Origin of the sequence: Amycolatopsis sp. NPDC058986, assembly GCF_042741125.1 — a bacterium.
GTDB lineage: Bacteria > Actinomycetota > Actinomycetes > Mycobacteriales > Pseudonocardiaceae > Amycolatopsis.
This window is the reverse complement of sequence record NZ_JBHYJW010000023.1, coordinates 95,787-117,341: the sequence shown is the minus strand read 5'-3', so window position 1 is coordinate 117,341 and position 21,555 is coordinate 95,787. Positions and strand designations below refer to the sequence as shown.

General features: G+C 70.5%; 20 protein-coding genes. 7 read left to right on the top strand and 13 right to left on the bottom strand.

Translation table 11 applies throughout. The annotated features are described in order from the left end of the window. Positions 1–114 precede the first annotated feature (114 nt). Genes ACFW0G_RS21475 through ACFW0G_RS21465 form a run of 3 tightly spaced genes read right to left on the bottom strand, consistent with a single transcriptional unit; the run spans position 115 to position 2,823 of the window. On the bottom strand, positions 115–1,038 hold the full coding sequence (locus ACFW0G_RS21475; protein WP_378327126.1) for a GNAT family N-acetyltransferase: 924 nt from the start codon (positions 1,036–1,038) through the stop codon (positions 115–117). Positions 1,039–1,058: 20 nt separating this feature from the next. After that, complete coding sequence (locus ACFW0G_RS21470; protein ID WP_378327105.1) at positions 1,059–1,937, bottom strand: GNAT family N-acetyltransferase; 879 nt, start codon at positions 1,935–1,937, stop codon at positions 1,059–1,061. A 7-nt stretch (positions 1,938–1,944) separates the two neighbouring features. Then, entirely contained in the window at positions 1,945–2,823 is an 879-nt protein-coding gene (locus ACFW0G_RS21465) for a class I SAM-dependent methyltransferase (protein ID WP_378327104.1), read from the bottom strand. Between the two features lie 321 nt (positions 2,824–3,144). Here ACFW0G_RS21465 and rpsA point away from each other — a divergent pair, with 321 nt between their 5' ends. Beyond that, entirely contained in the window at positions 3,145–4,635 is a 1,491-nt protein-coding gene (rpsA, locus tag ACFW0G_RS21460; RefSeq protein ID WP_378327103.1) for a 30S ribosomal protein S1, read from the top strand. Between the two features lie 373 nt (positions 4,636–5,008). Here the strand turns inward: rpsA and ACFW0G_RS21455 are convergent, their stop codons facing one another. Beyond that, complete coding sequence (locus ACFW0G_RS21455) at positions 5,009–5,632, bottom strand: TetR/AcrR family transcriptional regulator (protein WP_378327125.1); 624 nt, start codon at positions 5,630–5,632, stop codon at positions 5,009–5,011. A 165-nt stretch (positions 5,633–5,797) separates the two neighbouring features. Further along, complete coding sequence (locus tag ACFW0G_RS21450; protein ID WP_378327102.1) at positions 5,798–6,010, bottom strand: hypothetical protein; 213 nt, start codon at positions 6,008–6,010, stop codon at positions 5,798–5,800. Between the two features lie 215 nt (positions 6,011–6,225). Between ACFW0G_RS21450 and coaE the strand changes: the two genes are divergently transcribed. Next, the gene (gene coaE / locus ACFW0G_RS21445; RefSeq protein WP_378327101.1) at positions 6,226–7,413 is read left to right on the top strand and encodes a dephospho-CoA kinase; all 1,188 of its coding nucleotides are present in this window, start codon (positions 6,226–6,228) and stop codon (positions 7,411–7,413) included. Positions 7,414–7,432: 19 nt separating this feature from the next. Here the strand turns inward: coaE and ACFW0G_RS21440 are convergent, their stop codons facing one another. The 7 genes from ACFW0G_RS21440 to ACFW0G_RS21410 all read right to left on the bottom strand — a co-directional run bounded on the left by ACFW0G_RS21440 (position 7,433) and on the right by ACFW0G_RS21410 (position 14,854). Then, on the bottom strand, positions 7,433–8,059 hold the full coding sequence (locus ACFW0G_RS21440) for a response regulator (protein WP_378327100.1): 627 nt from the start codon (positions 8,057–8,059) through the stop codon (positions 7,433–7,435). After that, the gene (locus tag ACFW0G_RS21435) at positions 8,056–9,369 is read right to left on the bottom strand and encodes a sensor histidine kinase (protein ID WP_378327099.1); all 1,314 of its coding nucleotides are present in this window, start codon (positions 9,367–9,369) and stop codon (positions 8,056–8,058) included. Before ACFW0G_RS21435 ends, ACFW0G_RS21440 begins: the two co-directional genes overlap by 4 nt. Then, positions 9,366–10,886, bottom strand: coding sequence for an ArnT family glycosyltransferase (locus ACFW0G_RS21430; RefSeq protein WP_378327098.1), 1,521 nt, complete (start codon positions 10,884–10,886; stop codon positions 9,366–9,368). The genes ACFW0G_RS21435 and ACFW0G_RS21430 overlap by 4 nt, the downstream gene beginning before the upstream one ends. Before the next feature lie 109 nt (positions 10,887–10,995). After that, a complete protein-coding gene (locus tag ACFW0G_RS21425; protein ID WP_378327097.1) occupies positions 10,996–12,519 on the bottom strand; it encodes an ArnT family glycosyltransferase in 1,524 nt (507 codons plus the stop codon). 2 nt (positions 12,520–12,521) lie between these two features. Continuing rightward, the gene (locus tag ACFW0G_RS21420; RefSeq protein ID WP_378327096.1) at positions 12,522–13,265 is read right to left on the bottom strand and encodes an ABC transporter permease; all 744 of its coding nucleotides are present in this window, start codon (positions 13,263–13,265) and stop codon (positions 12,522–12,524) included. A gap of 25 nt (positions 13,266–13,290) precedes the next feature. Next, entirely contained in the window at positions 13,291–14,196 is a 906-nt protein-coding gene (locus tag ACFW0G_RS21415; protein WP_378327095.1) for an ABC transporter ATP-binding protein, read from the bottom strand. A 139-nt stretch (positions 14,197–14,335) separates the two neighbouring features. Then, positions 14,336–14,854 carry a DUF402 domain-containing protein gene (locus ACFW0G_RS21410; RefSeq protein WP_378327094.1) on the bottom strand — a complete coding sequence of 173 codons (519 nt, stop codon included), beginning with the start codon at positions 14,852–14,854 and terminating at the stop codon, positions 14,336–14,338. A 118-nt stretch (positions 14,855–14,972) separates the two neighbouring features. On the opposite strand from ACFW0G_RS21410, the gene ACFW0G_RS21405 reads away from it, so the two are divergent. The 5 genes from ACFW0G_RS21405 (at position 14,973) to ACFW0G_RS21385 (ending at position 20,006) form a co-directional block, all read left to right on the top strand. After that, positions 14,973–16,307 carry a DUF5685 family protein gene (locus ACFW0G_RS21405; protein WP_378327124.1) on the top strand — a complete coding sequence of 445 codons (1,335 nt, stop codon included), beginning with the start codon at positions 14,973–14,975 and terminating at the stop codon, positions 16,305–16,307. An 11-nt stretch (positions 16,308–16,318) separates the two neighbouring features. Then, positions 16,319–16,954, top strand: a complete 636-nt coding sequence (locus ACFW0G_RS21400; protein WP_378327093.1) for a carboxymuconolactone decarboxylase family protein — start codon at positions 16,319–16,321, stop codon at positions 16,952–16,954. 188 nt (positions 16,955–17,142) lie between these two features. Beyond that, positions 17,143–19,299 (top strand): excinuclease ABC subunit UvrB, encoded by a 2,157-nt coding sequence (gene uvrB, locus ACFW0G_RS21395; protein ID WP_378327092.1) that lies wholly within the window; start codon positions 17,143–17,145, stop codon positions 19,297–19,299. Between the two features lie 36 nt (positions 19,300–19,335). Continuing rightward, a complete protein-coding gene (locus ACFW0G_RS21390; protein WP_378327091.1) occupies positions 19,336–19,608 on the top strand; it encodes a type II toxin-antitoxin system VapB family antitoxin in 273 nt (90 codons plus the stop codon). Continuing rightward, positions 19,605–20,006: a type II toxin-antitoxin system VapC family toxin gene (locus ACFW0G_RS21385; RefSeq protein WP_378327090.1), complete on the top strand. Its 402-nt coding sequence runs from the start codon at positions 19,605–19,607 to the stop codon at positions 20,004–20,006. Before ACFW0G_RS21390 ends, ACFW0G_RS21385 begins: the two co-directional genes overlap by 4 nt. 7 nt (positions 20,007–20,013) lie before the next feature. Here the strand turns inward: ACFW0G_RS21385 and ACFW0G_RS21380 are convergent, their stop codons facing one another. Further along, positions 20,014–21,432, bottom strand: coding sequence for a S28 family serine protease (locus ACFW0G_RS21380; protein WP_378327089.1), 1,419 nt, complete (start codon positions 21,430–21,432; stop codon positions 20,014–20,016). Positions 21,433–21,555 lie beyond the last annotated feature (123 nt).

Here is a 21,555-nt window from a genome sequence, read left to right as displayed (position 1 = left end):
TTCAAAAACGTAGACCTCTGCCCGGGAGCGCGGCAACATCGCCCGGCGCACGTCACACTCACGGGTGACCTTGGTGCGGGGCAATCATCGCAAACCGGACCGCAGGATGCCGGGTCAGCGCAACGCGGAAGCGGGGTGCACCTCCCACGACGTCCACAGTGGACGATAACCCTGCCGGTGCCAGAACACCGAGGAGAGGGGGTTGGTCGGGTTGTAGTAGAGGTACGTCCCGTCCGCGCCCTCGTCGTGGAAGACCGCGTGCACCCTGGTCATCAGCGCGCGGCCGACCCCGGTGCCGCGCTGCTCCGGCGCGGTCACGACGTTGTTGACGTAGCCCCAGAGGCCGGAGGGCAGCAGTTCCGAACCCGGCATCCCCGGAGTGGCGTCCACCCAGGAACACTGGGCGTACGCCACCGGTACACCGTCGCGCTCGGCGAGCCAGACCGCAGGACGTTCCTGGCTGAGATCCTCCCGCAGCGCCGGGGCGAGCAGCGCGGCGGTGTTGGGCCGCCGCCGCGCGGCGACCAGCCCTGTGTACTCGAAGGTCGCCTCGGCCAGCGCCAGCGCGCTGGCGAAGTCCGCCGTCGTGGCCCGCCGGACGTGGACGCCGTCCGCCGGGGCCGGTACCGGCGCCTCGGTGCGGACCGCGAGCGCGGTCAGCGGCACCATCCCGTGGTCGAGGAACGCCCGGATCGCTTCCGCGTCCCGGCTGGGCCAGTTGACGACGCACGCGGAATCCTCGCCGAGCGGCTCGCCGTCCAGCCGCGCCCGCCAGGCACGCAGCAGCAGGTCGGCGCCTTCGGTGCCGGTGTCGCCGAAGTACGGGAACAGTTGCCAGGTGTCGGCGGCCGACCACAGCATCGGCACGTCGTCCGGCCCGTGGCGCTGCCGTTGCAGCACGCCGGTGACCCGGCCGCCGCTCGCGGTCGCCGCGTCGAGCCGCTCGCCGGCGGCCGGTGGCGCCGCGCGGGGCAGCAGCGGGTCGAGCGCGGCCAGCCGGGCGCGGTGCGCGGCGAAGAGTTCTTCGGCGATCTCCATGGTTCCCCCTCGCTCGTCGGTCACCCCGCCTGCCGCCGGGCCCAGGTCGTCCACAGTGGACGATAGCCCTGCCGGTGCCAGAACACCGTCGAAAGCGGGTTGGCCGGGTGGTAGTAGAGGAACGTACCCCGCACCCCCGACAAATCCAGTTCGCGATGCGCCGCGACCGCCAATGTCCTGCCGATCCCGTGGCCGCGTTCGGCGGGGGCCACCGCGAGAGTGCCGAGGTGCCCCCAGCGTCCTTCCGGGAGCGAGCCTTCGCCGCAGCCGGACGGTGTTCCGCCGAACGCGACCAGCCCGGCGGCGACGCCTTCGCGGTCGGCGATCAGGATGCGTGCCCCGAACCGCAGGCTCCGCCGTGTTTCCGCGGCCAGCAGTGCCGGTGCGCCCGGTCGGCGCACGCTCGGCCCGACCAGCGCGGCGTACTCCAGTTCCGCCAGCCGCAGTGCGACGATCTCCTCGATGTCGGCCTCGTGCGCACCGCGTACGTCGATCTCGGGCGCGTGGTGACCGGACGAGGGCGCGGACCTCCGCGCCGCCAGCACGATCTCGGGTACGAATCCCTTGGCCAGCAACACTTCCGCGATCGCGAGGTCCCGGCTCGGCCAGGTCACCACGCGCACGCTGTCGCGTTCCGGATCGCCGGGCCGCCGCTCCTCCCAGGCGTCGAGCAGCGCGCGCATACCGCCGACGGCGTCCGCGCCGGGTACCGCGCTCAGCCGGTAGGTCACCGAAGCGCCCCACAGCGCCTGCCACGACGTCGGTGCCACGGCCGTCCTGGTGAGCACGCCGAAGTCCGGCCCGGTCGTCAGCGGAACGCCACGGGGCAGCGGGATCGGCCGCAGCAGGGGATCCAGCGCGGCGAACCGCGCGTGCCAGATCCGCCGCGGCGCCGCCACCGGGTGGTCAGTCCCGGCGCGTGCGGAAGATCGCGGTGCCGGGGAAGAGCTTGCCCCGCAACGGGCTCCACTGTCCCCAGACGCGTTCGTGCCCCGCGGGCCACTCGGGTTCGAGCAGGTCGTCCAGCGTGAACCCGGTGGCGGCCAGCGCGCGCACGTAGTCGCCGAGCGTCCGGTGGTATTCGACGTAGGTCGCGGTGCCGTCGTCGTCGATCTCGACGTACGGGGTCCGGTCGAAGTACGGCTGGGTGACCGTCAGCCCGTGCGGCCCCGGATCGTCCGGGAAGATCCAGCGCATCGGGTGCGTCACCGAGAACACCCACGGCGCACCCGGCCGCAGCACCCGGCGGACCTCCGAGAACACCGTCTCCAGCGAGGGCACGAACGGCAGCGCGCCGAACGCCGAGCACGCCACGTCGAAGCTCGCGTCCGCGAGGGGGAGCCGTTCGGCGTTGGCCTGCACGAGCGGGACGTCGAGGCCGGTGCGCGCGTTGCCGGCGCGGGCGTGCCGGAGCATCCCGGCGGACAGGTCGGTCGCGACCGCGTGCGCGCCCTCGGCGGCCAGCCAGCGCGAGCAGGCCGCCTGCCCGCAGCCGACCTCGAGCACCCGGCGTCCCCGGACGTCGCCGAGCAGCCGGGCGTCCGCCTCGCGCAGCCCCTCCGGGCACCAGACGAAGTCGGCGTCGCCGAGGAACTCGCCGTGGGTGGCCTGGTAGTCGTCGGCGTCGGCGTCCCACCACGCGAGGTTCGCCGCGGCCGCTTCGCCGCCGCCGACCGTCCGGTACGCTGTCCCCGCCGTGCCGAGCCGCTGCTCCGCATGCGCGTGCCGGTCCTCCGGCGGGAGTTCGGCGGCCGCTTCGGCGCCGAGGGCGGTTCCGTGCTCCAAGCCAGTCCTTCCCGAGTGCGTTCTCCCAGCTCGGGAGCCTCTGGCGACAGCCTATCGCCCGCCCGGCGAGCGAGGACGGACCCTGATTGTGTCCCCTACAGGGGGCCGCGTAGGATACCTGTTAGCGCAGTGGGTTCGCGCTGCCTACCGCTCAGGCTCGCTTCAGCGAGCGTCTGGGAATCGGGCCGCGCACCGTTTGCGGGAGATGCCGCGGTCGTTCACTGGTGGACGTTTGCTTATGGGGTCTTCGCATGCTTCCGAGCCCGCGGCGCGGCCAAACTGCACACCCACTACTTCCCATCCACCGGAGCAACCCGCCTAATGACCACCGACACCGCCACCGCCCCGACCGCCCCCACCGGGCCTCAGCAGGTCGCCATCAACGACATCGGGTCGGAGGAAGACTTCCTCGCGGCGATCGACAAGACCATCAAGTACTTCAACGATGGCGACATCGTCGAGGGCACGATCGTCAAGGTCGACCGCGACGAGGTCCTGCTCGACATCGGGTACAAGACCGAGGGTGTCATCCCCTCGCGTGAGCTGTCCATCAAGCACGATGTCGACCCGGCAGAGGTTGTCAGCGTCGGTGACGAGGTGGAAGCGCTTGTCCTGCAGAAGGAGGACAAGGAAGGCCGTCTGATCCTGTCCAAGAAGCGCGCGCAGTACGAGCGCGCCTGGGGCACGATCGAGGAGCTCAAGGAGAAGGACGAGCCCGTCAAGGGCACCGTCATCGAGGTCGTCAAGGGCGGCCTCATCCTGGACATCGGGCTCCGCGGCTTCCTGCCCGCCTCGCTGGTCGAGATGCGCCGCGTGCGCGACCTCCAGCCGTATGTCGGCCGTGAGCTCGAGGCGAAGATCATCGAGCTGGACAAGAACCGCAACAACGTCGTCCTGTCCCGCCGCGCCTACCTCGAGCAGACCCAGTCCGAGGTGCGCAGCGAGTTCCTCAACGCGCTCGCCAAGGGCCAGGTCCGCAAGGGCGTCGTGTCGTCCATCGTCAACTTCGGTGCCTTCGTGGACCTGGGTGGCGTCGACGGCCTCGTGCACGTCTCCGAGCTGTCCTGGAAGCACATCGACCACCCGTCCGAGGTCGTCGAGGTCGGCCAGGAGGTCACGGTCGAGGTCCTGGACGTCGACATGGACCGCGAGCGTGTCTCCCTGTCGCTGAAGGCGACCCAGGAAGACCCGTGGCGCCAGTTCGCCCGCACCCACGCGATCGGCCAGATCGTGCCGGGCAAGGTCACCAAGCTCGTCCCGTTCGGCGCGTTCGTCCGCGTCGAGGAGGGCATCGAGGGCCTGGTGCACATCTCCGAGCTGGCCGAGCGCCACGTGGAGATCCCGGAGCAGGTCGTCCAGGTCAACGGCGACGTCATGGTCAAGGTCATCGACATCGACCTGGAGCGCCGCCGGATCTCGCTGTCGCTGAAGCAGGCGAACGAGGGCGTCACCCCGGAGACCGAGTTCGACCCCACCCAGTACGGCATGGCCGCCGAGTACGACGCCGAGGGCAACTACATCTACCCCGAAGGCTTCGACCCGGACACGCAGGAGTGGCAGGAGGGCTACGACAAGCAGCGTGAGGAGTGGGAGCGGCAGTACGCCGAGGCCCACACGCGCTACGAGGCCCACATGAAGCAGGTCGCGAAGGCCGCCCAGGCCGACGCCGAGGCCGCCGCGGACGCCGCGACCGGCATCGAGGGTGGCGACCAGAGCTACACCTCCGCTCCGGCCGAGTCCAAGAGCGGCGGCACGCTCGCCAGCGACGAGCAGCTCGCGGCGCTCCGCGAGAAGCTGTCCGGCGGTGCGTGAGCACTGAGCACCAGCTGACGGAACGCCCCCGGTTCTTCGGACCGGGGGCGTTCCGCCGTCTATGGCGCGGCTTTCCGTGCGCGGGTCGGGTGACGCGCGGTGACGGCGGCGAGGCTGCATGTCGCGAACGCTCCGTTCGCGACGATCAACGTCCCCAACGGAGCGTTCGCGGCAACGGCCGTTCGTCAGTCCTTTGTGGACGCAAGTGTCGTGAAGGGGCCCGTTGGTGCGTTCAGCGCGCCGAAGGGCCCCTTCGTCACATCCCGAGGGACACCCTGGGTGCGTTGAGTGCGACGGGGACGTCCCTCGGTGCGGCCAACGCACCGAAGGCGTCCCTCGGGCGCGGCTCGGGAAGTGGGCACGGGAGGAGAAATCAGGCGCCGGCGAGATTGCGCAGGCCGAGACCGGTGATCATGGACTGGACACCGGAGCGGTAGACCTCTTCGTAGGCCTCGTCCGTCGGCGGGATGAACCAGCCGGACACCGCCGCGCGCGACCGCAGGGTCAGTTCCATGCTCATCAGGCCGTGCATCGTGGCCCACAACTGGTAGCCGGCCGCCCGCGCGTCGATTCCCGGTGGGGAAACTCTGCGTACCTTGCCGATGAACAATTCGAACGTCGTCCGCAGCACCACGGCGCGCAGACCGGGATCGGGATTGAAATCCGGCAGCGGCCGCTCGAACATCAACGCGTATCGCGCCGGGCTCTCCCAGGCGAACTTCCGGAACTCCATGGCGAGGCCCAGTAGATCACCGAGCCCGTCTTCGGTCTCCGGCGGAAGCGTTTCCAGCATTTCCCGCAGCAGGTCGAAGGTGCGCTCGTAGAGGGCGTCGTACAACCCGCTCCGCCCGCCGAACCTGGTGTACACAGCGATAGTCGACGCGCCGGCGGCCTCCGCGACGCCACGGATGGTGAGCGCCGTCGGTCCCCGATCCAGCAACACGGCGAGTGCCGCGTCCAGAAAACGCTCACGATTGTTCTGTTCCGCAGGTTGCATGGACAGATGCCGGATGGCCACGACCCGCACCCCCTTCGCATCCGCCGTTCACCGGCGTCGAAGTCCGCCTCGGTGCAGAAGATACGATATTCGAGCCGTCTTGGGAACTTGCCTTTTCCCTGGTCCGGACCACTGGTCCAGGCGGATTTCGCCGTCCGGCCGGGATCAGGACGTGGCGGGCACCCAGATGCGCTCGGCAGCCGCCGCCCGTGCCTTGCGGCGCAGGCCCGCGAGGCTGTGCTTCGCCGGCACCAGGAGCGCGTTCCACCACGTGCGCCGATACTCCTCGAGCGCCAGTGCGACGGGGCGGTACTGAAGGCAGTGCACCAGCCCCGGCGTGCCGAGCCGGTGCCTCCCGCCGCGCTTGCTGTCCGCCATCGTTCCTCCGTGTGGGCGACCTTCGCCGCGCACGGTACGCAATGGGTACGCGCAATGGTGGTAATCACCCGGCGTGTCACCCATATCAGTTGAATCACGCCCTACGGTCATCTTGCTATTCCCGAGCAGGTGTGCAGCGGACCGTGCGGGTGCACGTGCGCGCTACCACGACGTCCCCTGATCGGGTGGCGGGCTGGGCCGACTAGGGTGAGTTCATGCTGCGAGTGGGCTTGACCGGCGGGATCGGCGCCGGGAAATCGACGGTGGCCAACCGCCTGGCCGAGCACGGCGCGGTGCTCATCGACTCCGACCGGATCGCCCGCGAGGTGGTGGAGCCGGGCACCGATGGGCTCGCCGAACTCGCCAGCGCCTTCGGCATGGACGTGCTGGCCCCCGACGGTTCGCTGGACCGCGCCGCGCTGGCCGCCAAGGCCTTCGCCGACGAGGAGTCGCGCAAGCGGCTCAACGCGATCGTCCATCCCCGCGTGGGTGCCCGCACGGCCGAGCTGATGGCCGGGGCCGCGGCGGACGCGATCGTCGTGCACGACATCCCGCTGCTGGTCGAGGGCGGGCTCGCCGCGGCGTATCACCTGGTCGTCGTGGTCGACGCGCCGGTGGAGACCCGGGTGCGCAGGCTGGTGTCCGCCCGCGGCATGGCCGAGGACGACGCGCGGGCGCGGGTCCGCGCGCAGGCCACCGAGGAGCAGCGCCGCGCCGTCGCCGACGTCTGGCTCGACAACGGCGGCGCCGCCGACATCGTCCTCGCCGAGGTCGACGCGCTGTGGGCCGACCGGCTCGTGCCGTTCGAGGCGAACCTGCGCCTGCGCCGCCCCAGGCCGCCGATGTCGCCGAAGATCGACGAGTACGACCCGGACTGGCCGGTGCAGGCCGAGCGGCAGCTGACGAGGATCCGGCAGGCGGCGGCCGACCGGCTCGTCCGCGCGGACCACATCGGCTCGACGTCGGTGCCGGGCCTGCCCGCCAAGAACATCCTCGACCTCCAGCTCACGGTGTCCACTTTGGACGACGCCGACGCGGTCGCCGACGCCCTTTCGGACGCGGGCTTCCCTCGCGCGAGCGGCGAGTGGTGGGACGACCCGCAGGACGGTGGCACCCAGCCGTGGCTCAAGCGGATGCATCTGGGGGCCGATCCCCGTCGCGCGGTCAATCTGCACGTCCGCACGCCCGAAACGCCGGCGTGGCGGCTCGCGCTGCTCTTCCGCGACTGGCTGCGGGTGCACCCCGAGGAGCGGGAGGCCTACGCCGCTCTCAAGCGGCAGCTGGCGGACAAGCACGCCGCCGACGGCACTGTCGAGCACTACGCCGACGAGAAGCAGAGCTGGGTCAACGCCGCCTTCACCCGTGCCGAGGCGTGGGCGGCAACGGTCGACTGGATGCCCTGAGCAGACAGCTCGCCGAAGGTCAGCCGCCGAGCAGGCCGCGTTCGAAGGCGACGGCGACCGCGGCGGCGCGGTCCTTGACCCCGAGTTTCGCGTAGACGTGCAGCAAATGGGTCTTCACGGTGGCCTCGCTGATGAACAGCTTCCTCGCCGCGTCCTTGTTCGTCGACCCGCGGGCCACCAGCGTCAGCACCTCGATCTCGCGCTGGCTCAACGGTTCCCGCGCGGGCTCGCGCATCCGGCCCATGAGCCTGCTCGCGACGGCGGGGGAGAGCACCGCCTCGCCGCGGGCCGCCGCGCGGACGGCGCGGAACAGTTCCTCGCGCGGCGCGTCCTTGAGCAGATAGCCGGTCGCGCCGGCTTCGATCGCGGGCACCACGTCGGAGTCGGTGTCATAGGTGGTCAGCACCAGCACCCTGGCCGGGTTGCCCAGCCGGGCGAGTTCGGTGATCGCGGCGACGCCGTCGGTGCCGGGCATCCGCAGGTCCATCAGGACCACGGCGGGACGGAGACGCTCGGCCAGCGCGACGGCCTCCGCGCCGTCACCCGCCTCGCCGAGGACCTCGAAGCCGTTCTCGCCGGTGAAGATGCCGCGCAGGCCGTCTCGGACGATCGGATGGTCGTCCGCGATCAGCACGGTGATCGTCATCCGCGTCCCTCCTCGGCCCCGGCGACCGGCTGCACGCCGATCGCGGGGAGACTGACGGAGATCGCCGTGCCGCCGCCCGGTTCGGACTCGACGTGCAGCGTACCGGCCAGCCGCTGGACGCGGCGCCGCATCCCGGGCAGCCCGAATCCGCTCTCGGCTTCGGAGGGCCGCGACGCCGGGCACGGTACGAAGCCGGTGCCGTCGTCACGCACGTCGAGCGTCACCTCGTCCTCCATATAGGACAGTGTGAGGCCGACCCTGCCCGCGGCGGCGTGCTTGTCCACATTGGACAGTGCTTCCTGGGTGATGCGCAGCAGCGTCGCCTCCAGTTCCGGATGCAGCACCTGGGCCGTGCCGGTGGTGGTGAACGACGTCGCGACGCCGGTGCGCTCGCTCCACTGCCGCGACACCTCTTCCAGCGCTTCGGGCAGTGTCGCCGATTCGAGCGGCTCCGGGTGCAGTGCGTGCACCGAGCGCCGGGCCGCGGTCAGGTTCTCGCGCGCCAGCGTGGTCGCTGTCGCGAGGTGACGTTGCCACTTCCCCGGATCTTCCTTCGCCTGTGCCGCCGCCTCGAGCTGCGTGATGATCCCGGTGAACCCCTGTGCGAGGGTGTCGTGGATTTCCTGGCTGAGCCGCTGGCGTTCGTCCAGCACGCCGGCCTCGCGGGCCTGGCTGAGCAACTGCCGGTGCAGCCCCGCGTTCTCCTCGGCCGCGGCGGTGAGCTGGTCGAGCATGCGCCGCCGCTCTTCGTTCTGCCGCGCGATCGTCGCCGAGATCACGGCACCACCGCCGATCGCGGCGGTCTGCACGAGCACGACGGTGAGCCAAATGCCGGGCGCGGTGGTCAACGCGTGCCAGGTCCCGCCGTTCGGCAGCGTCTGGATCAGCAGGGACACCACCGCGACCCCGGCCAGCGCCAGCGGCGTCGGGCGGAGCCGCATCGCCTGGAAGAACCCGAAGATCATGAAGATCAGGAAGTTCGTGTCCCGCGCTTCGAGGATGCCCGCCAGCGTCACGAATCCGCTGAAGGCCACCACCGCGAACACCGGGTTCTGCTGCCACCGCTCCGGCGGGAGAGTGACGGTGAGCAGGACCCATACCAGGGACGCGGCGACCAGCCCGGTGGTGGTGAGCACCCAGGGTGGTTCGTGGCCGCCGAGTCCGATGCTCAGCCCGGTGGGCACCGCGAGCAGGACATACGGCAGATAGCGCTCCACGAGGGCAAGCCAGGGCCGCCAGCCGGTCGGCGCTTCGGTTCGGTGCTCGGGTGGCCAGAGCGGTGCGCGCCAGTCCACCTTCACACCTGTCACGCCTTCATGTCTCTCAGCTGTGGCCAGATCGTCGCCCAGTCCGCCGTCCGTCCGGTGACGAGCCAGATCGGCATGTGCCTGCTCGCGTTGCGGACGCCGAGCGCGTTGTCGACCTTGCCGACGATCTGCGCGCTCGTGAAGTCGCGGGTCAGCTTCCGCGGGTCGTAGCCGACGAACAGCACGGTGTCGACGTGGTCCGCGGGCCGCCCGAAGTACCAGAAACCACGGCTCGGGCTGTACGCCTCGGGAAGCCCGCGTTCGGGGCCGTACCGGTCGAGCGCGCCGGCCTGCCAGTAGCCCGCGGTGACGAGCGCGGTGTGCTCGCGTTGTCCTGGCGGCAGGGAGCGGTAGACGTCCGCGACGCTCTGGGCGAGATCGGGCCAGCCGATCTCCTCGGCCGCGTAGGCAGGGCGAGGGGCTCCCGGATGGTCGGCGACCCAGTGCGCGGGCCACACCGGGAGCGCGTAGGGCAGGCTGAAGAGCGCGGAAAGGACGAACACCGGCCAGGTCGGCACCCAGCGCCACCACAACGCGGGACGTCGTAGTTGCAGGTGCACCGCGGCCGCGGCCCACAACACGCCGAACATGCCCGCGGCGTAGTAGGGGCGCCCGTTGGCGAGGACGAACACCGCGATCACGCCCAGCGCGGCCCAGCCGAGAAACCGGTACGGCCGCAGATGCCGGCTCCCCAGCAGCACGCACAGTCCATAAAGGACACCCAGGGCACCGATCACCAGTCCCGCGCCGGTCAGCAGGCCGGGGAGGAACGCGCTCCGGCCGCCTGCCTCGGTGACCTCGTTGCTGACGGCGTCGCCCATGCCCAGCTGCGGCCAGCCGTGGGTCGCCTGCCAGATCATGGTCGGGACGAGCGAGAGCGCCGCGATTCCCGCGCCCGCCCACAGTTTCGGGCGGCGGAACAGCTCACGCGGGCCGAACACCAGCGCGGCGATCCCGGCGACGAGCCAGAACGCGCCGATGAGGAGCTTGATGTTCAGCGCGACCGCGGTGGCCACACCGAGCCACAGCAACAGGTTGTCGTCGCGAGTACGGATCCAGCGGACCAGCAGCCACAGGATCGCCGTCCACAGCAGCGGATCGACGGTCGACGTCGCGAGGTAGTGACCACTGCCCACGAACTGGCCGCAGATCGCGTACGCCGCCGCCGCCCTGGTCTGCGCCCGGCGTTCGCCGCCGAGTTCGCGGGCGATGAGCGCGGTGAAGACGACCCCGCCCGCGGTGGCGAGGATCGCGGGGATCCGGAACGCGATCAGTGACCCCGGCGCGAGCGAGTTCATCAGCCACGCCAGTGCCGGGAGCACCGGCGGCTGATCGGCGTAGCCCCAGGCCAGGTGCTTCCCGGCGGCGAGGAAGTACAGCTCGTCCCCGAAATAGCCGTATCTCCCGGCGGTGAGCAGCAGGGCCGCCGCTGTCCCGGCGGCGAGCAGGGCCACCGGCAGCTTGGCGAACGTCGCGACGCCGGCGCGTGGTTTCGCGGGGGCCGTGGTCACGGCGTCCATGCTGCTCCTCGCGTTCGTGGTCGGTCTCGGGCCTGACCCGCACCCTACGTGGGCCGGGCCCGGCGCCGTGGACGGGACCACGGCGCCGGGTTCCCCCTGGCAGGTGGCCTCAGTCGTGTGCCAGCTTCGGCCACAACGTCGTCCACGGTTCGTTCCGCCCGGTGGCCAGCCAGACGGGCTGGCCGTCGATCGCGTTGGCCACCGCGAGTCCGGTGTGGACCTTTCCGATCGGCCGCAGGTGGGCGAAATGTCCGAGGAGGAGCCGCGGATCTTCGCCGACGAACAGCACGTTCGTCGCGTTTTCCGGCGGCACCACCAGCGTCGTGTAACCGCGGTCGGGGCTCGCGGGCGCGGGGAGTCCGAGGTCGCGCCCGAACCGGTCGAGCGCGCTCGCGCCCCAGTAGCTCTCGGCGATTACTGCGGTGTCGGAGCGTTCCGATCCGGGCAACGCCGCGTACACGTCGGCGACCGAGCGAGCCGTTTCGGGCCAGCCGATCTCCTGGGTGGCGAATACCGGCCTCGGCAGCGACGGATGCTTCGCCAGCCACGACTGCGGCCACACGGGGAGCGATATCGGGACGACGACGAGCGCGGCGACCAGGTACACCGGCCAGGTGGCGATCCAGCGCCACCACCGCGAGGCTTGCCCGCGCTCGATCTCCACCGCCGCGACCGCCCAGCACGGTGCGAACATGCCCGCGACGTAGTAGTTCCGGCCGTTCACGGCAAAGAAGACGACCGCGAGGCCGAGTGCCGTCCAGGCGAGGAACCGGTACGGCCGCAGCTCCGGCGAGCGCAGGAGCCGCCACAGGCCGTAGCACAGCAGCGCCGCGCCGATCGGGATTCCCGCGATGAGCAGCACGGACGGCAGGAACACCACCCGGCCGCCCCAGGTGTGCTCGACCTCGTGGGAGATCGCCGCGCCCATGCCCAGCTGCGGCCAGCCGTGTGTGCCCTGCCAGATCAACGTCGGCACCAGCGCGAGCGCGGCGATTCCCGCGCCCGCCCACAGTTTCGGGCGGCGGAGCAGCTCACGCGGGCCGAACACGAGCAGCGCGATCCCCGCGACGATCCAGAAGCCGCCGATCAGGAACTTCGTGTACAGCGCGATGGCCGTGACCACTCCGGCCCATACGAGCAGCCCGTCCCGCCGGGTCCGGATCCAGCGGACCAGCAGCCACAGCAATACCGTCCACAGGAACGGGTCGATCGTGGACGTCGCGAGGTAGTGCCCGGTCGCGACGAACTGGGTCGCCACCGCGAACGTCGCCGCGGCGATCGCCTGCGCCTTGCCCTGGCCACCCAGCTCACGGGCGATCAGAGCGGTGAAGACGACACCGGCCGCCATCGCCAGGATCGCCGGAATCCGCAGTACGAAAGGGGATCCGGGGCCGATCGCGTCCATCGCCCTCGCCAGCAGCGGCAGGAGCGGCGGCTGGTCGACATACCCCCAGGCCAGATGCCGACCGGCCGCCAGGAAGTAGAGCTCGTCGCCGAAGTAGCCGTACCGGCCCGCGGTCAGCGCGAGCACGGCGGCGAGCAATGCGGCGATGGTGAGCACCGGCTTCGCGGCGAACCGCGCGACCGCGCGCGGCTCCGTGAGCGTGGTCGTTTTCTCCTGCGTCGCGGTCATTTTCACTCCCACCGGAAGGAACGGGCGGCGATCACGGAGCAGACGACGGCGAAGACGGCCATCGCGATGAGCTGAGTCAGGCCGGGCGCGTTCCCCGCCCAGGTCTCCCGCAGCGAGTTCAGCGTCGCGCCGAGCGGCAGGACGTCGGCGGCGTGCTGCAGGAACGACGGCAGCTGTTCCTTCGGCACCCAGACGCCGCCGAGCGCCAGCATCGGGAAGAACGCCGCGGCGCCGATCCCGCTCGCGGCCCGCCCTGTCGGCGCCAGCGCGGCGATCACCAGGCCGACGGAGAACAGCGCGACCGTGCCGAGTACGAGGGACAGCGCGAAGCCCGCCGGGTTCGCCGGGAGGTCCATGCCGAGCGCGAGCCTGCCCACGCCGGTGATGATCAGGACCACGATCACCGCGGCCGCCAGGTTCACCAGCAGCTGCGCGGTGAGCAGCCTGGTCGGCGGCACCGGGCTCGCCGAAAGCCTTTTCAGCACCCCCTTTTCGCGGTAGGTGGCGATCGCGGCCGGGAACAGCGTGAGCGCGAGCATCGCGAGCAGGATCGTCACCGACATCGGCGCGATCAGCGTCGACAGCGGCGCGTGCCCGCCGAACTTCGGATCGGGGTTCCTGGTGTCCGGCATCAGCCCGAACACCAGCAGCAGCGCGACCGGGATGCCGAGCACGGTGATCGGCGCGCCGGGATCGCGCAGGAAGAGCTTCGCCTCGACGGCGGTCATCTTGGTCAGTGCGGCCATTTCCTTGTCCTGTCCAGCCCTTGTCCTAGTCCAGTTTCCGGCCGGTCAGCGCGACGAACGCGTCGTCGAGATTGGCCTGGTCGACCCGCAGGTCCCCGGCGATCACCTGGGCGCGGGCGAGATGGGCGGTCACCGCGTGCAGCACGTTGCCGCGCCCGGTGACGACGAGCTGTCCGCCGTGTTCGTCGACCCGCCGCACCTCGGGCAGCGTCTCGAGCTCGCGCGGGTCGATCGGCCGCGACGGGCGGAACCGGATGCGCTGTTCGTCGTTCACCCCGGCGACGAGCCCGGCCGGGGTGTCGATGGCGACCACGCGGCCGCCGTCGATCACGGCGAGCCGGTCGCAGAGCCGCTCGGCCTCCTCCATGAAGTGGGTGACCAGCAGGATCGTCACGCCCTGGTCGCGCACCGCCTCGATGAGATCCCAGGTGTCGCGGCGGGACTGCGGGTCGAGCCCGGTGGTGAGCTCGTCGAGGACGGCGACCTCCGGGCTCCCGATGAGCGCGAGCGCGATGGACAGCCGTTGTTTCTGCCCACCGGAAAGCTGCTTGTACGCGGTGTCTCGCTTGTCGGTGAGGCCGAGTGTCGCGAGCAGCTTCTCCGGATCCGCGGGCGTGCGGTAGAACGAGGCGTACAGGTCCAGTGCCTCGCCGACGCGGAGCTTGTCCGGCAGCCGGCTTTCCTGCAATTGGACGCCGACGCGCTGGCGTACCTCGTCCTTGTCGCGCCGCGGGTCGAGCCCGAGTACCGACAGTGTGCCGCCGTCGGGCACGCGCAGGCCTTCGAGGCATTCGACCGTGGTTGTCTTACCCGCGCCGTTGGGCCCGAGGATGCCGAAGATCTCGCCGCGTTCGACGTCGAACGAGACGTCGTGCACGGCGACCTTGTCCCCATAGCGTTTGCGTAGTCCGTGTACTTCAATGACCGGCATCCGGCCGTCCCCTCTCGTCGGGCTTCTCGTCGTGTTCGAGAATCCCGCGCGGACGGGGCCCGGCGGATCGTCGGAGCGGCCAGAACCGGAATCCACCGGCAGGTCGCCGGGATCAACCGATCGGTGGATGGGACGTCCCCTAGGGGTGCCGCTTCCAGGTCAGCCTGATGTCCTTTGTGGACAGCCAGGCTGCCAGGTCGTAGCCGTGCGTGGCGAGGCCCTCGACGGCGGCGTAGGTGGTTTCGAGCGCGTATTCGGCGTCCTGGACGGAAAGCAGTTCCTGCGCGACGGCCGCCACCAGCTCGTCGGTGTCGATGACCTGTACCGAGACCTTGTCCTTGAGCACCAGGTCGAGGTAGAGGTCGGTGGTCGTCCAGCGGCTGCCGTCCCGGTCGACGCGGACGACGTCGGCGTAGAAATCCTGGTCGCGCTCGTGGCCGGGGTTGTACCAGAAGTCGGTCAGGCGCAGCCCGAGCCCGGGCAGCAGCCACGATTCGAGGTAGCGGAACTGGGGCCTGCCAGGGGCAGGGCGGGCCAGGTACAGGCCGAACGGCTCCTCGCGGTACTCCTCGACCTCGCGGGTGATGCCCTTCGGGTCGGTGTTGGTCCTGGCGGCGACGTCGAAGATTTCGCGCTTCGGCGGGTGCAGGTCGGTCATCGCCCCATCCTGCCCGGCCGGGCGGCGGACCGGGCGGAAAACCGCCGAACGCCGGTACGGTGCCGCCGCGGGCGCTAGGGTGCCGCGAAGCATCGTCACGAATCTGGGGGAGCGGGAGTTGTTCGGGATCATCAGGCCCTGCCGTCATCGGCTGACCGGCCGGTTGCACGCGGACTGGCTGGCGCATCTGTGCGGGCTCTGCCTCGCGCTGCGCGACGAGCACGGACAGTTCGCCAGGGTGGTGACCAACTACGACGGGCTGATCGTCTCGGTGCTGGTGGAGGCGCAGTCTCCCCGGAGCGGACGGCGCGACGCGGGGCCGTGTGCGTTGCGCGCGATGCGGCCCGCTTCCGTCGCCGAGGGCGGTGGCGCGCAGCTCGCCGCGGCGGTGTCGCTCGTGCTCGCGTCAGCGAAGGTCGGTGATCACGTGGCCGACCGGGACGGTGCCTTCCGGCGGCGTCCGGTCGCCGCCGCCGCGCGCCGGGTCGCGGCTCGCTGGGCTGATCAGGGCGGCCGGACCGGGGCACGGCTCGGCTTCGACACCGCGGTGCTCACCGAGGCGGTCGGCCGGCAGGCCGAGCTCGAAGGCGCCGTCCGGCTCGGCGACTCGGCCCTGCTCGCCACCGAACCGGCCGAACTGGCGACGGCGGCGGCGTTCGCGCAGACCGCGGTGCTGGCCGGACGTCCCGGCAACAAGGCGCCGCTCGCCGAGGCGGGCCGGTTGTTCGGCCGCGTGGCGCACCTGCTCGACGCCGTCGAAGACCTGGCGGAGGATGCGGCCGCCGGGGCGTGGAATCCCTTGCTGGCGACCGGAACCGACCTCGCCGAAGCCCACCGGTTGTGCGCGGACGCCGTGCTGGGCGTCGAACTCGCCCTGCGCGAGGCGGAGTTCACCGACTCGGCGCTGGTGCACGTCCTGCTCGTGCACGAGCTGCGGCAGGCTGTCCGCCGTGCCTTCGGGCATCACCACCTGCAGGGCCATCAGCAGCCGCCGCCGGGGTGGATCGGGCCGGGGCCGCGACCGCAGCAGCATCCGCATCAACCGGGGCAGCCGGGGTTCGGCCCGCCGCCCGGCTACGGGCCACCGCCGTTCCAGCAGGGGACGCCGCCGCCCGGGTACGGGCCGCCCGGCGCATCCGGCCCCGGTGGGCCCGGAGGTCCGGGTGGTCCGGGTGGCCCTGGTGGTCCGCCGCCCGAGCCGCCGAAGGACCCTGGGCCGAAGGACGGCCAGGGCGGCGGCTGCTGGGTGCCGAAGTTCGCCGTCCCGCCTCGCGAACGGAACTTCTTCGCGGGCTGCGGGGTCGCGACGTACATGTGCTGCACCTGCCAGTTCTGCTGCCGTGATCCCTATCCCGGCCCGTGGAGCGGCAAGCCCGTCGGCACGTCGTGCGACGGCTGTGGCTGTGACAGTTCCTGTTGCGAGTGCTGTTCCTGCTGCGACTGCGGCTGCTGAAAGGAACCTCGATGACCGAGCCGATGGACGAACTGCACCGTCGCGGGCGGGCGAACTTCGCCGAACTGGTCGAAGGCGGCGAGCAGCGGCTGGACGCGTTGTTCGCGACCGTCCCGGCGCTCGGCGAACTGGCGGTCGGCACGGTGTACGGCCACCTGCACGAGCGGCCGGGCCTGGACGCCAGGACGCGCGAAGCCGCGACGCTCTCCGCGATCGTGGCGGCGGGAATGGTCGGCCCGCCGCTGAGCGTGCACCTGAAGACCGGACTGGCATCCGGACTCTCGCCTGCCGAGCTGTGCGAGGTGGTCGTCCAGGCCGCCGCCTTCGCCGGCTTCCCGCGCGCGGTTTCGGCCGCCGACCAGCTCAATCGCCTCTTCGACGAAGCGGGCCTGCCCTCGCCGCCGCCGCCCTCCCCGCGCGAGGTCGTCCTCGCGTTCTGCGCGCGGGTGCGGGCGGGGGAGCGGGACGCGGTCGCACCCGAGGTGCTGGCGGTGCTGGCCGCCTGCGGCCGGACGGAGGTGCGCGCGACCGGTCCGGACCGCGTCGTGGTCGAGTGCTACGGCGACGCGCCCGTCCCGGCCGCGCTGCTGTTCTTCACCGTCTCCGGCACGGCCGTCACCGACGTCACCGCCTACCGCCCCGGCTGAGTTCCGGCGGCCGGATGTGCTGAAGGACGCCTTCGGAGCGCTCGATGCACTAAAGGCGTCCTTCAGCACCGCCAACGCACTGAAAGCGTCCTTCAGCACGCTGGCCCGGCGCGTCGGCCGGGCGGCTTCACGCAGGTCGGCGCCGCTCGGTTGGGAAACTGTCGGTGGTGGCGCCTACCCTGGTTCTCGTGGCTTTCGCAACCGAACATCCCGTACTCGCCCAGTCCGACTTCCGCCCGGTGACCGACATCCCGCGCACCGGCGGCCGGTTCGAGGTGGTCAGCGAGTACCAGCCCGCCGGTGACCAGCCGGCGGCCATCGACGAGCTCGAACGCCGGGTCAAGGCGGGCGAGAAGGACGTCGTGCTGCTGGGTGCCACCGGTACCGGCAAGTCGGCGACCACGGCGTGGCTGATCGAGCGCGTCCAGCGGCCCACGCTGGTGATGGCGCCGAACAAGACGCTCGCCGCCCAGCTGGCCAACGAGCTGCGCGAGCTGTTCCCGCACAACGCGGTCGAGTACTTCGTCAGCTACTACGACTACTACCAGCCCGAGGCGTACATCGCGCAGACGGACACCTACATCGAGAAGGACTCCTCGATCAACGACGACGTCGAGCGGCTGCGCCACTCGGCGACGATGAACCTGCTGTCCCGGCGGGACGTGATCGTGGTGGCCAGTGTGTCCTGCATCTACGGCCTCGGCACGCCGCAGTCCTATTTGGACCGATCGACGAAGCTGAAGGTCGGCGAGCAGCTCGACCGGGACGTCTTCCTGCGCGCGCTGGTCGACGTGCAGTACACGCGCAACGACATCGCGTTCGCCCGCGGCACGTTCCGCGCCCGTGGCGACACGGTCGAGATCATCCCGGCGTACGAGGAGCTGGCCATCCGGGTCGAGTTCTTCGGTGACGAGATCGAGAAGCTGTACTACCTGCACCCGCTGACCGGGGACATCGTCAAAGAGGTCGACGAGGTGCGCATCTTCCCGGCCACGCACTACGTCGCCGGGCCGGAGCGGATGGAGAAGGCGATCCGCGGGATCGAGGCCGAGCTGGAGGAGCGGCTGGCCGACCTGGAGAAGCAGGGCAAGCTGCTGGAGGCGCAGCGGCTGCGGATGCGCACGGCCTACGACATCGAGATGATGCGCCAGGTCGGCTTCTGTTCCGGGATCGAGAACTACTCGCGGCACATCGACGGCCGCGAGGCCGGGTCCGCGCCCGCGACGCTGATCGACTACTTCCCGGACGACTTCCTCCTGGTCATCGACGAGTCGCACCAGACGGTGCCGCAGATCGGCGGCATGTTCGAGGGCGACATGTCCCGCAAGCGGAACCTGGTGGAGTACGGCTTCCGGCTGCCGAGCGCGGTCGACAACCGCCCGCTGACCTGGGAGGAGTTCACCGACCGGATCGGCCAGACCGTCTACCTGTCGGCGACGCCGGGGCCGTACGAGATGGGCCAGGCAGGCGGCGAGTTCGTCGAGCAGGTCATCCGGCCGACGGGCCTGGTCGACCCGAAGGTGGTCGTCAAACCCACCGAAGGGCAGATCGACGACCTGGTGCACGAGATCCGCGAGCGCGCGGAGAAGGACGAGCGCGTCCTGGTCACGACGCTGACCAAGAAGATGGCCGAGGACCTCACCGACTACCTGCTCGAACTGGGCATCCGGGTGCGGTACCTGCACTCCGAGGTGGACACGCTGCGCCGCGTCGAGCTGCTGCGGCAGCTGCGCGCGGGCGACTTCGACGTGCTGGTCGGCATCAACCTGCTCCGGGAGGGCCTCGACCTGCCCGAGGTGTCGCTGGTGGCGATCCTCGACGCGGACAAGGAAGGCTTCCTGCGCAGCGGGACCTCGCTGATCCAGACCATCGGCCGCGCGGCGCGGAACGTGTCCGGCGAAGTGCACATGTACGCGGACAAGATCACCGATTCGATGCGGCACGCGATCGAGGAAACCGACCGGCGCCGCGCGAAGCAGGTCGCGTACAACGAGGAGCGCGGCGTCGATCCGCAGCCACTGCGGAAGAAGATCGCCGACATCCTCGACCGGGTCTACAGCGAGGCCGAGGACACCGAGTCGGTGGCCGTCGGCGGCTCGGGCCGCAACGTCTCGCGGGGCAAGAAGCCCGAACAGGGGGACAAGGTCCGCAGCTCCGGGATGCTCGTGGACAAGGACGTCTCGGCCATGCCGCGGGCCCAGCTCGCCGACCTCATCCAGCAGATGACCGACCAGATGATGCAGGCCGCGCGCGATCTGCAGTTCGAGCTGGCCGCCCGGCTGCGAGACGAGATCTCCGACCTGAAGAAGGAGCTGCGCGGCATGGACGCGGCCGGAATCAAATGATGGTGCATTTACACCATAGCCGGGTACCATTACACCATGCCGATGAACATCAAGGATCCGGACGCGGAGCGACTTGCCGAGGAGGTGGCAGCGATGACTGGTGGTAGCAAGACGGCGGCGGTGCGCGACGGTTTACGGCTGCTGCGTGATCGGCTGGTCGCGGAACGGGACGGCGCGCGCAACGGCGAGGAGTTCGTGCGTTTCCTCCGGGAGGAGATCTGGCCGCAGGTCAGCCCGGAGAACCGGGGCGTGCCGGTGACGAAGGCGGAGCGCGAGGAGATCCTCGGGTACGGGCCGGGTGGCGTGTGATCCTGGACAGCTCCGCGATCATCGCCGCGATTCTCGGAGAACCCCGGGCCGAGCGGATCGGCGCGGCCATCGGTGCCGCCCCGGTGTGCCGGATCGGTTCGCCGACCCTGGTCGAGACGACGATCGTGCTCGTGCACAAGGAAGGCAACCGAGGCAAGGCGCTGCTCGCGGATTTCCTGCAGCAGCGGAACTTCGATGTGTTGTCCTTCGGAGACGCGCACTGGAGGGCCGCGCAGGTCGCGTACCTCCGGTACGGCAAGGGACGACACCCCGCCGGGTTGAACTTCGGTGACTGCCTGACCTATGCCGCCGCGTTCGTCGCGGGGGAGCCGTTGCTGTGTATCGGGGACGATTTCCCGCAGACCGATCTGGAGTTGGTGAAGCTCGGCGAGCAGTAGTCCGGCCTCACAGCCGCGGCCGCGTGGTCATGATCGGATCGGCGTCGAAGTCCGGGAAGCCCGCCGGGGCGGACCTCGCCGTCAGCGCCGAAGAAGCCGGTGGCAGTCCGGCCCAGCGGCGGATCGTCGCGGTTGCCGCCGAAGCGTCGTCCGCCGGCAGTTGCGCGATCCTCGCGCCGTGGTTGCCGCCCGCAACGAAGTACCGGTACGAGTCGCGTGAACCGGGCCCGAGCCGGAAGGGCTCGGCACCCCATGGGTCGTTCGAGCCGTAGACGAACAGCAGTCGGCGGCCCTGCGAGCGCACCCAGAAGTCGATGTCCGGCATGGCGAAGTGGTCGAACGGAGGACGTTCGATCGACTTCGGCACGAAGGTCTCCGGGACGTCGGCGCCCGGGTAGCGCAACAGATCCCGCAGATAACCGTCGTACGCCTCGGGTGAGCCCAGCTGGACCGCCGCCTGGTAGTAGTACGGGATGTACGGTGCCAGCTCCTGGTCCGCGTAGGTGGTGAAGCTTTCCACCTTCTCGAACCAGGCGTAGACGTCGGCCGCGGGAGCGCCCGCCTTCGGCACCGTCGCGCAGTCCGCCTGCTTCTGGTACTGCCAGAAGGCGAAGTACGAGTCGATGACCGCGACCTCCAGCGACTTGTCCAGTGAGCCCACGATCGAAAAGGTGTACCCCTTCTTCGCCGCGTCGGCCCCGGCGAGCGCGCCGAACTCGTCGCGTCGTTTCAGCGCGTCTCGCTGGATTGCCTTGAGCGCCGCACGGCAGCCCGGATCGTTGCCCACCCGGGAAAGGAACCGGTTGTAGCTGTCGATCTCGTTGATGACGTCGTTGGGTGCGACGTAGGGGATCGTGCCGTCGACGTCGTCCGGGAAGAACCGGCGGAAGTAGGTCGCCGTCATCCCGCCCTTGCTGCCACCGGTGGCCAGCCATTTCCCGGGGTAGATGGCCTTGAACGCCTGCACCGCGCGATGCTCGTCGACCGCGGCCTGCCAGATCGTCAGCTGCTCGGCCCAGTTCTCCGGCCGCGGCCGCGACGGGGTGAAATACCGGTACTCCATCGACAGCTGGTTACCGTTGACGAGCTGGGTCGGTTCGGACCGGTTCGGCGTGGTCGACACGTTGTACCCGCTGGTGTAGGCGACGGTCGGCGCCGCGAAATCCCGGTGCAGCAAGGTGAACCGCTGCTCGAACGTCCCCGCCCGCGGATCGCGGTGGTCGGCGGGCTGGGTGAAGGTCAACCGGAAGAAGCGGTAACCCGCCGGAGCGGGATCCTCGCCGACGACCGTGAGACCGGGAATGTGCCGCAGCGCGTCGCCGATGTCCCCGCCGCCGGGTGTGGCCGCCCGCGCGGACGGGGCAAAGCCCGACACGGTCAGGATGGTGACCAGAACCGCCGACCAGACAGCGAGCAGCCCGCGCATCCGCGCCTCCGAGTTCGGGATTTCCCCAGCCGTGGGATCCTCACAGAAACCGCATGGGGGCGACAAGCGCTGACCGGTGGAAGAACCGGCCGGTCACCGACTTTCGGCTGGCTCGTCACCGCC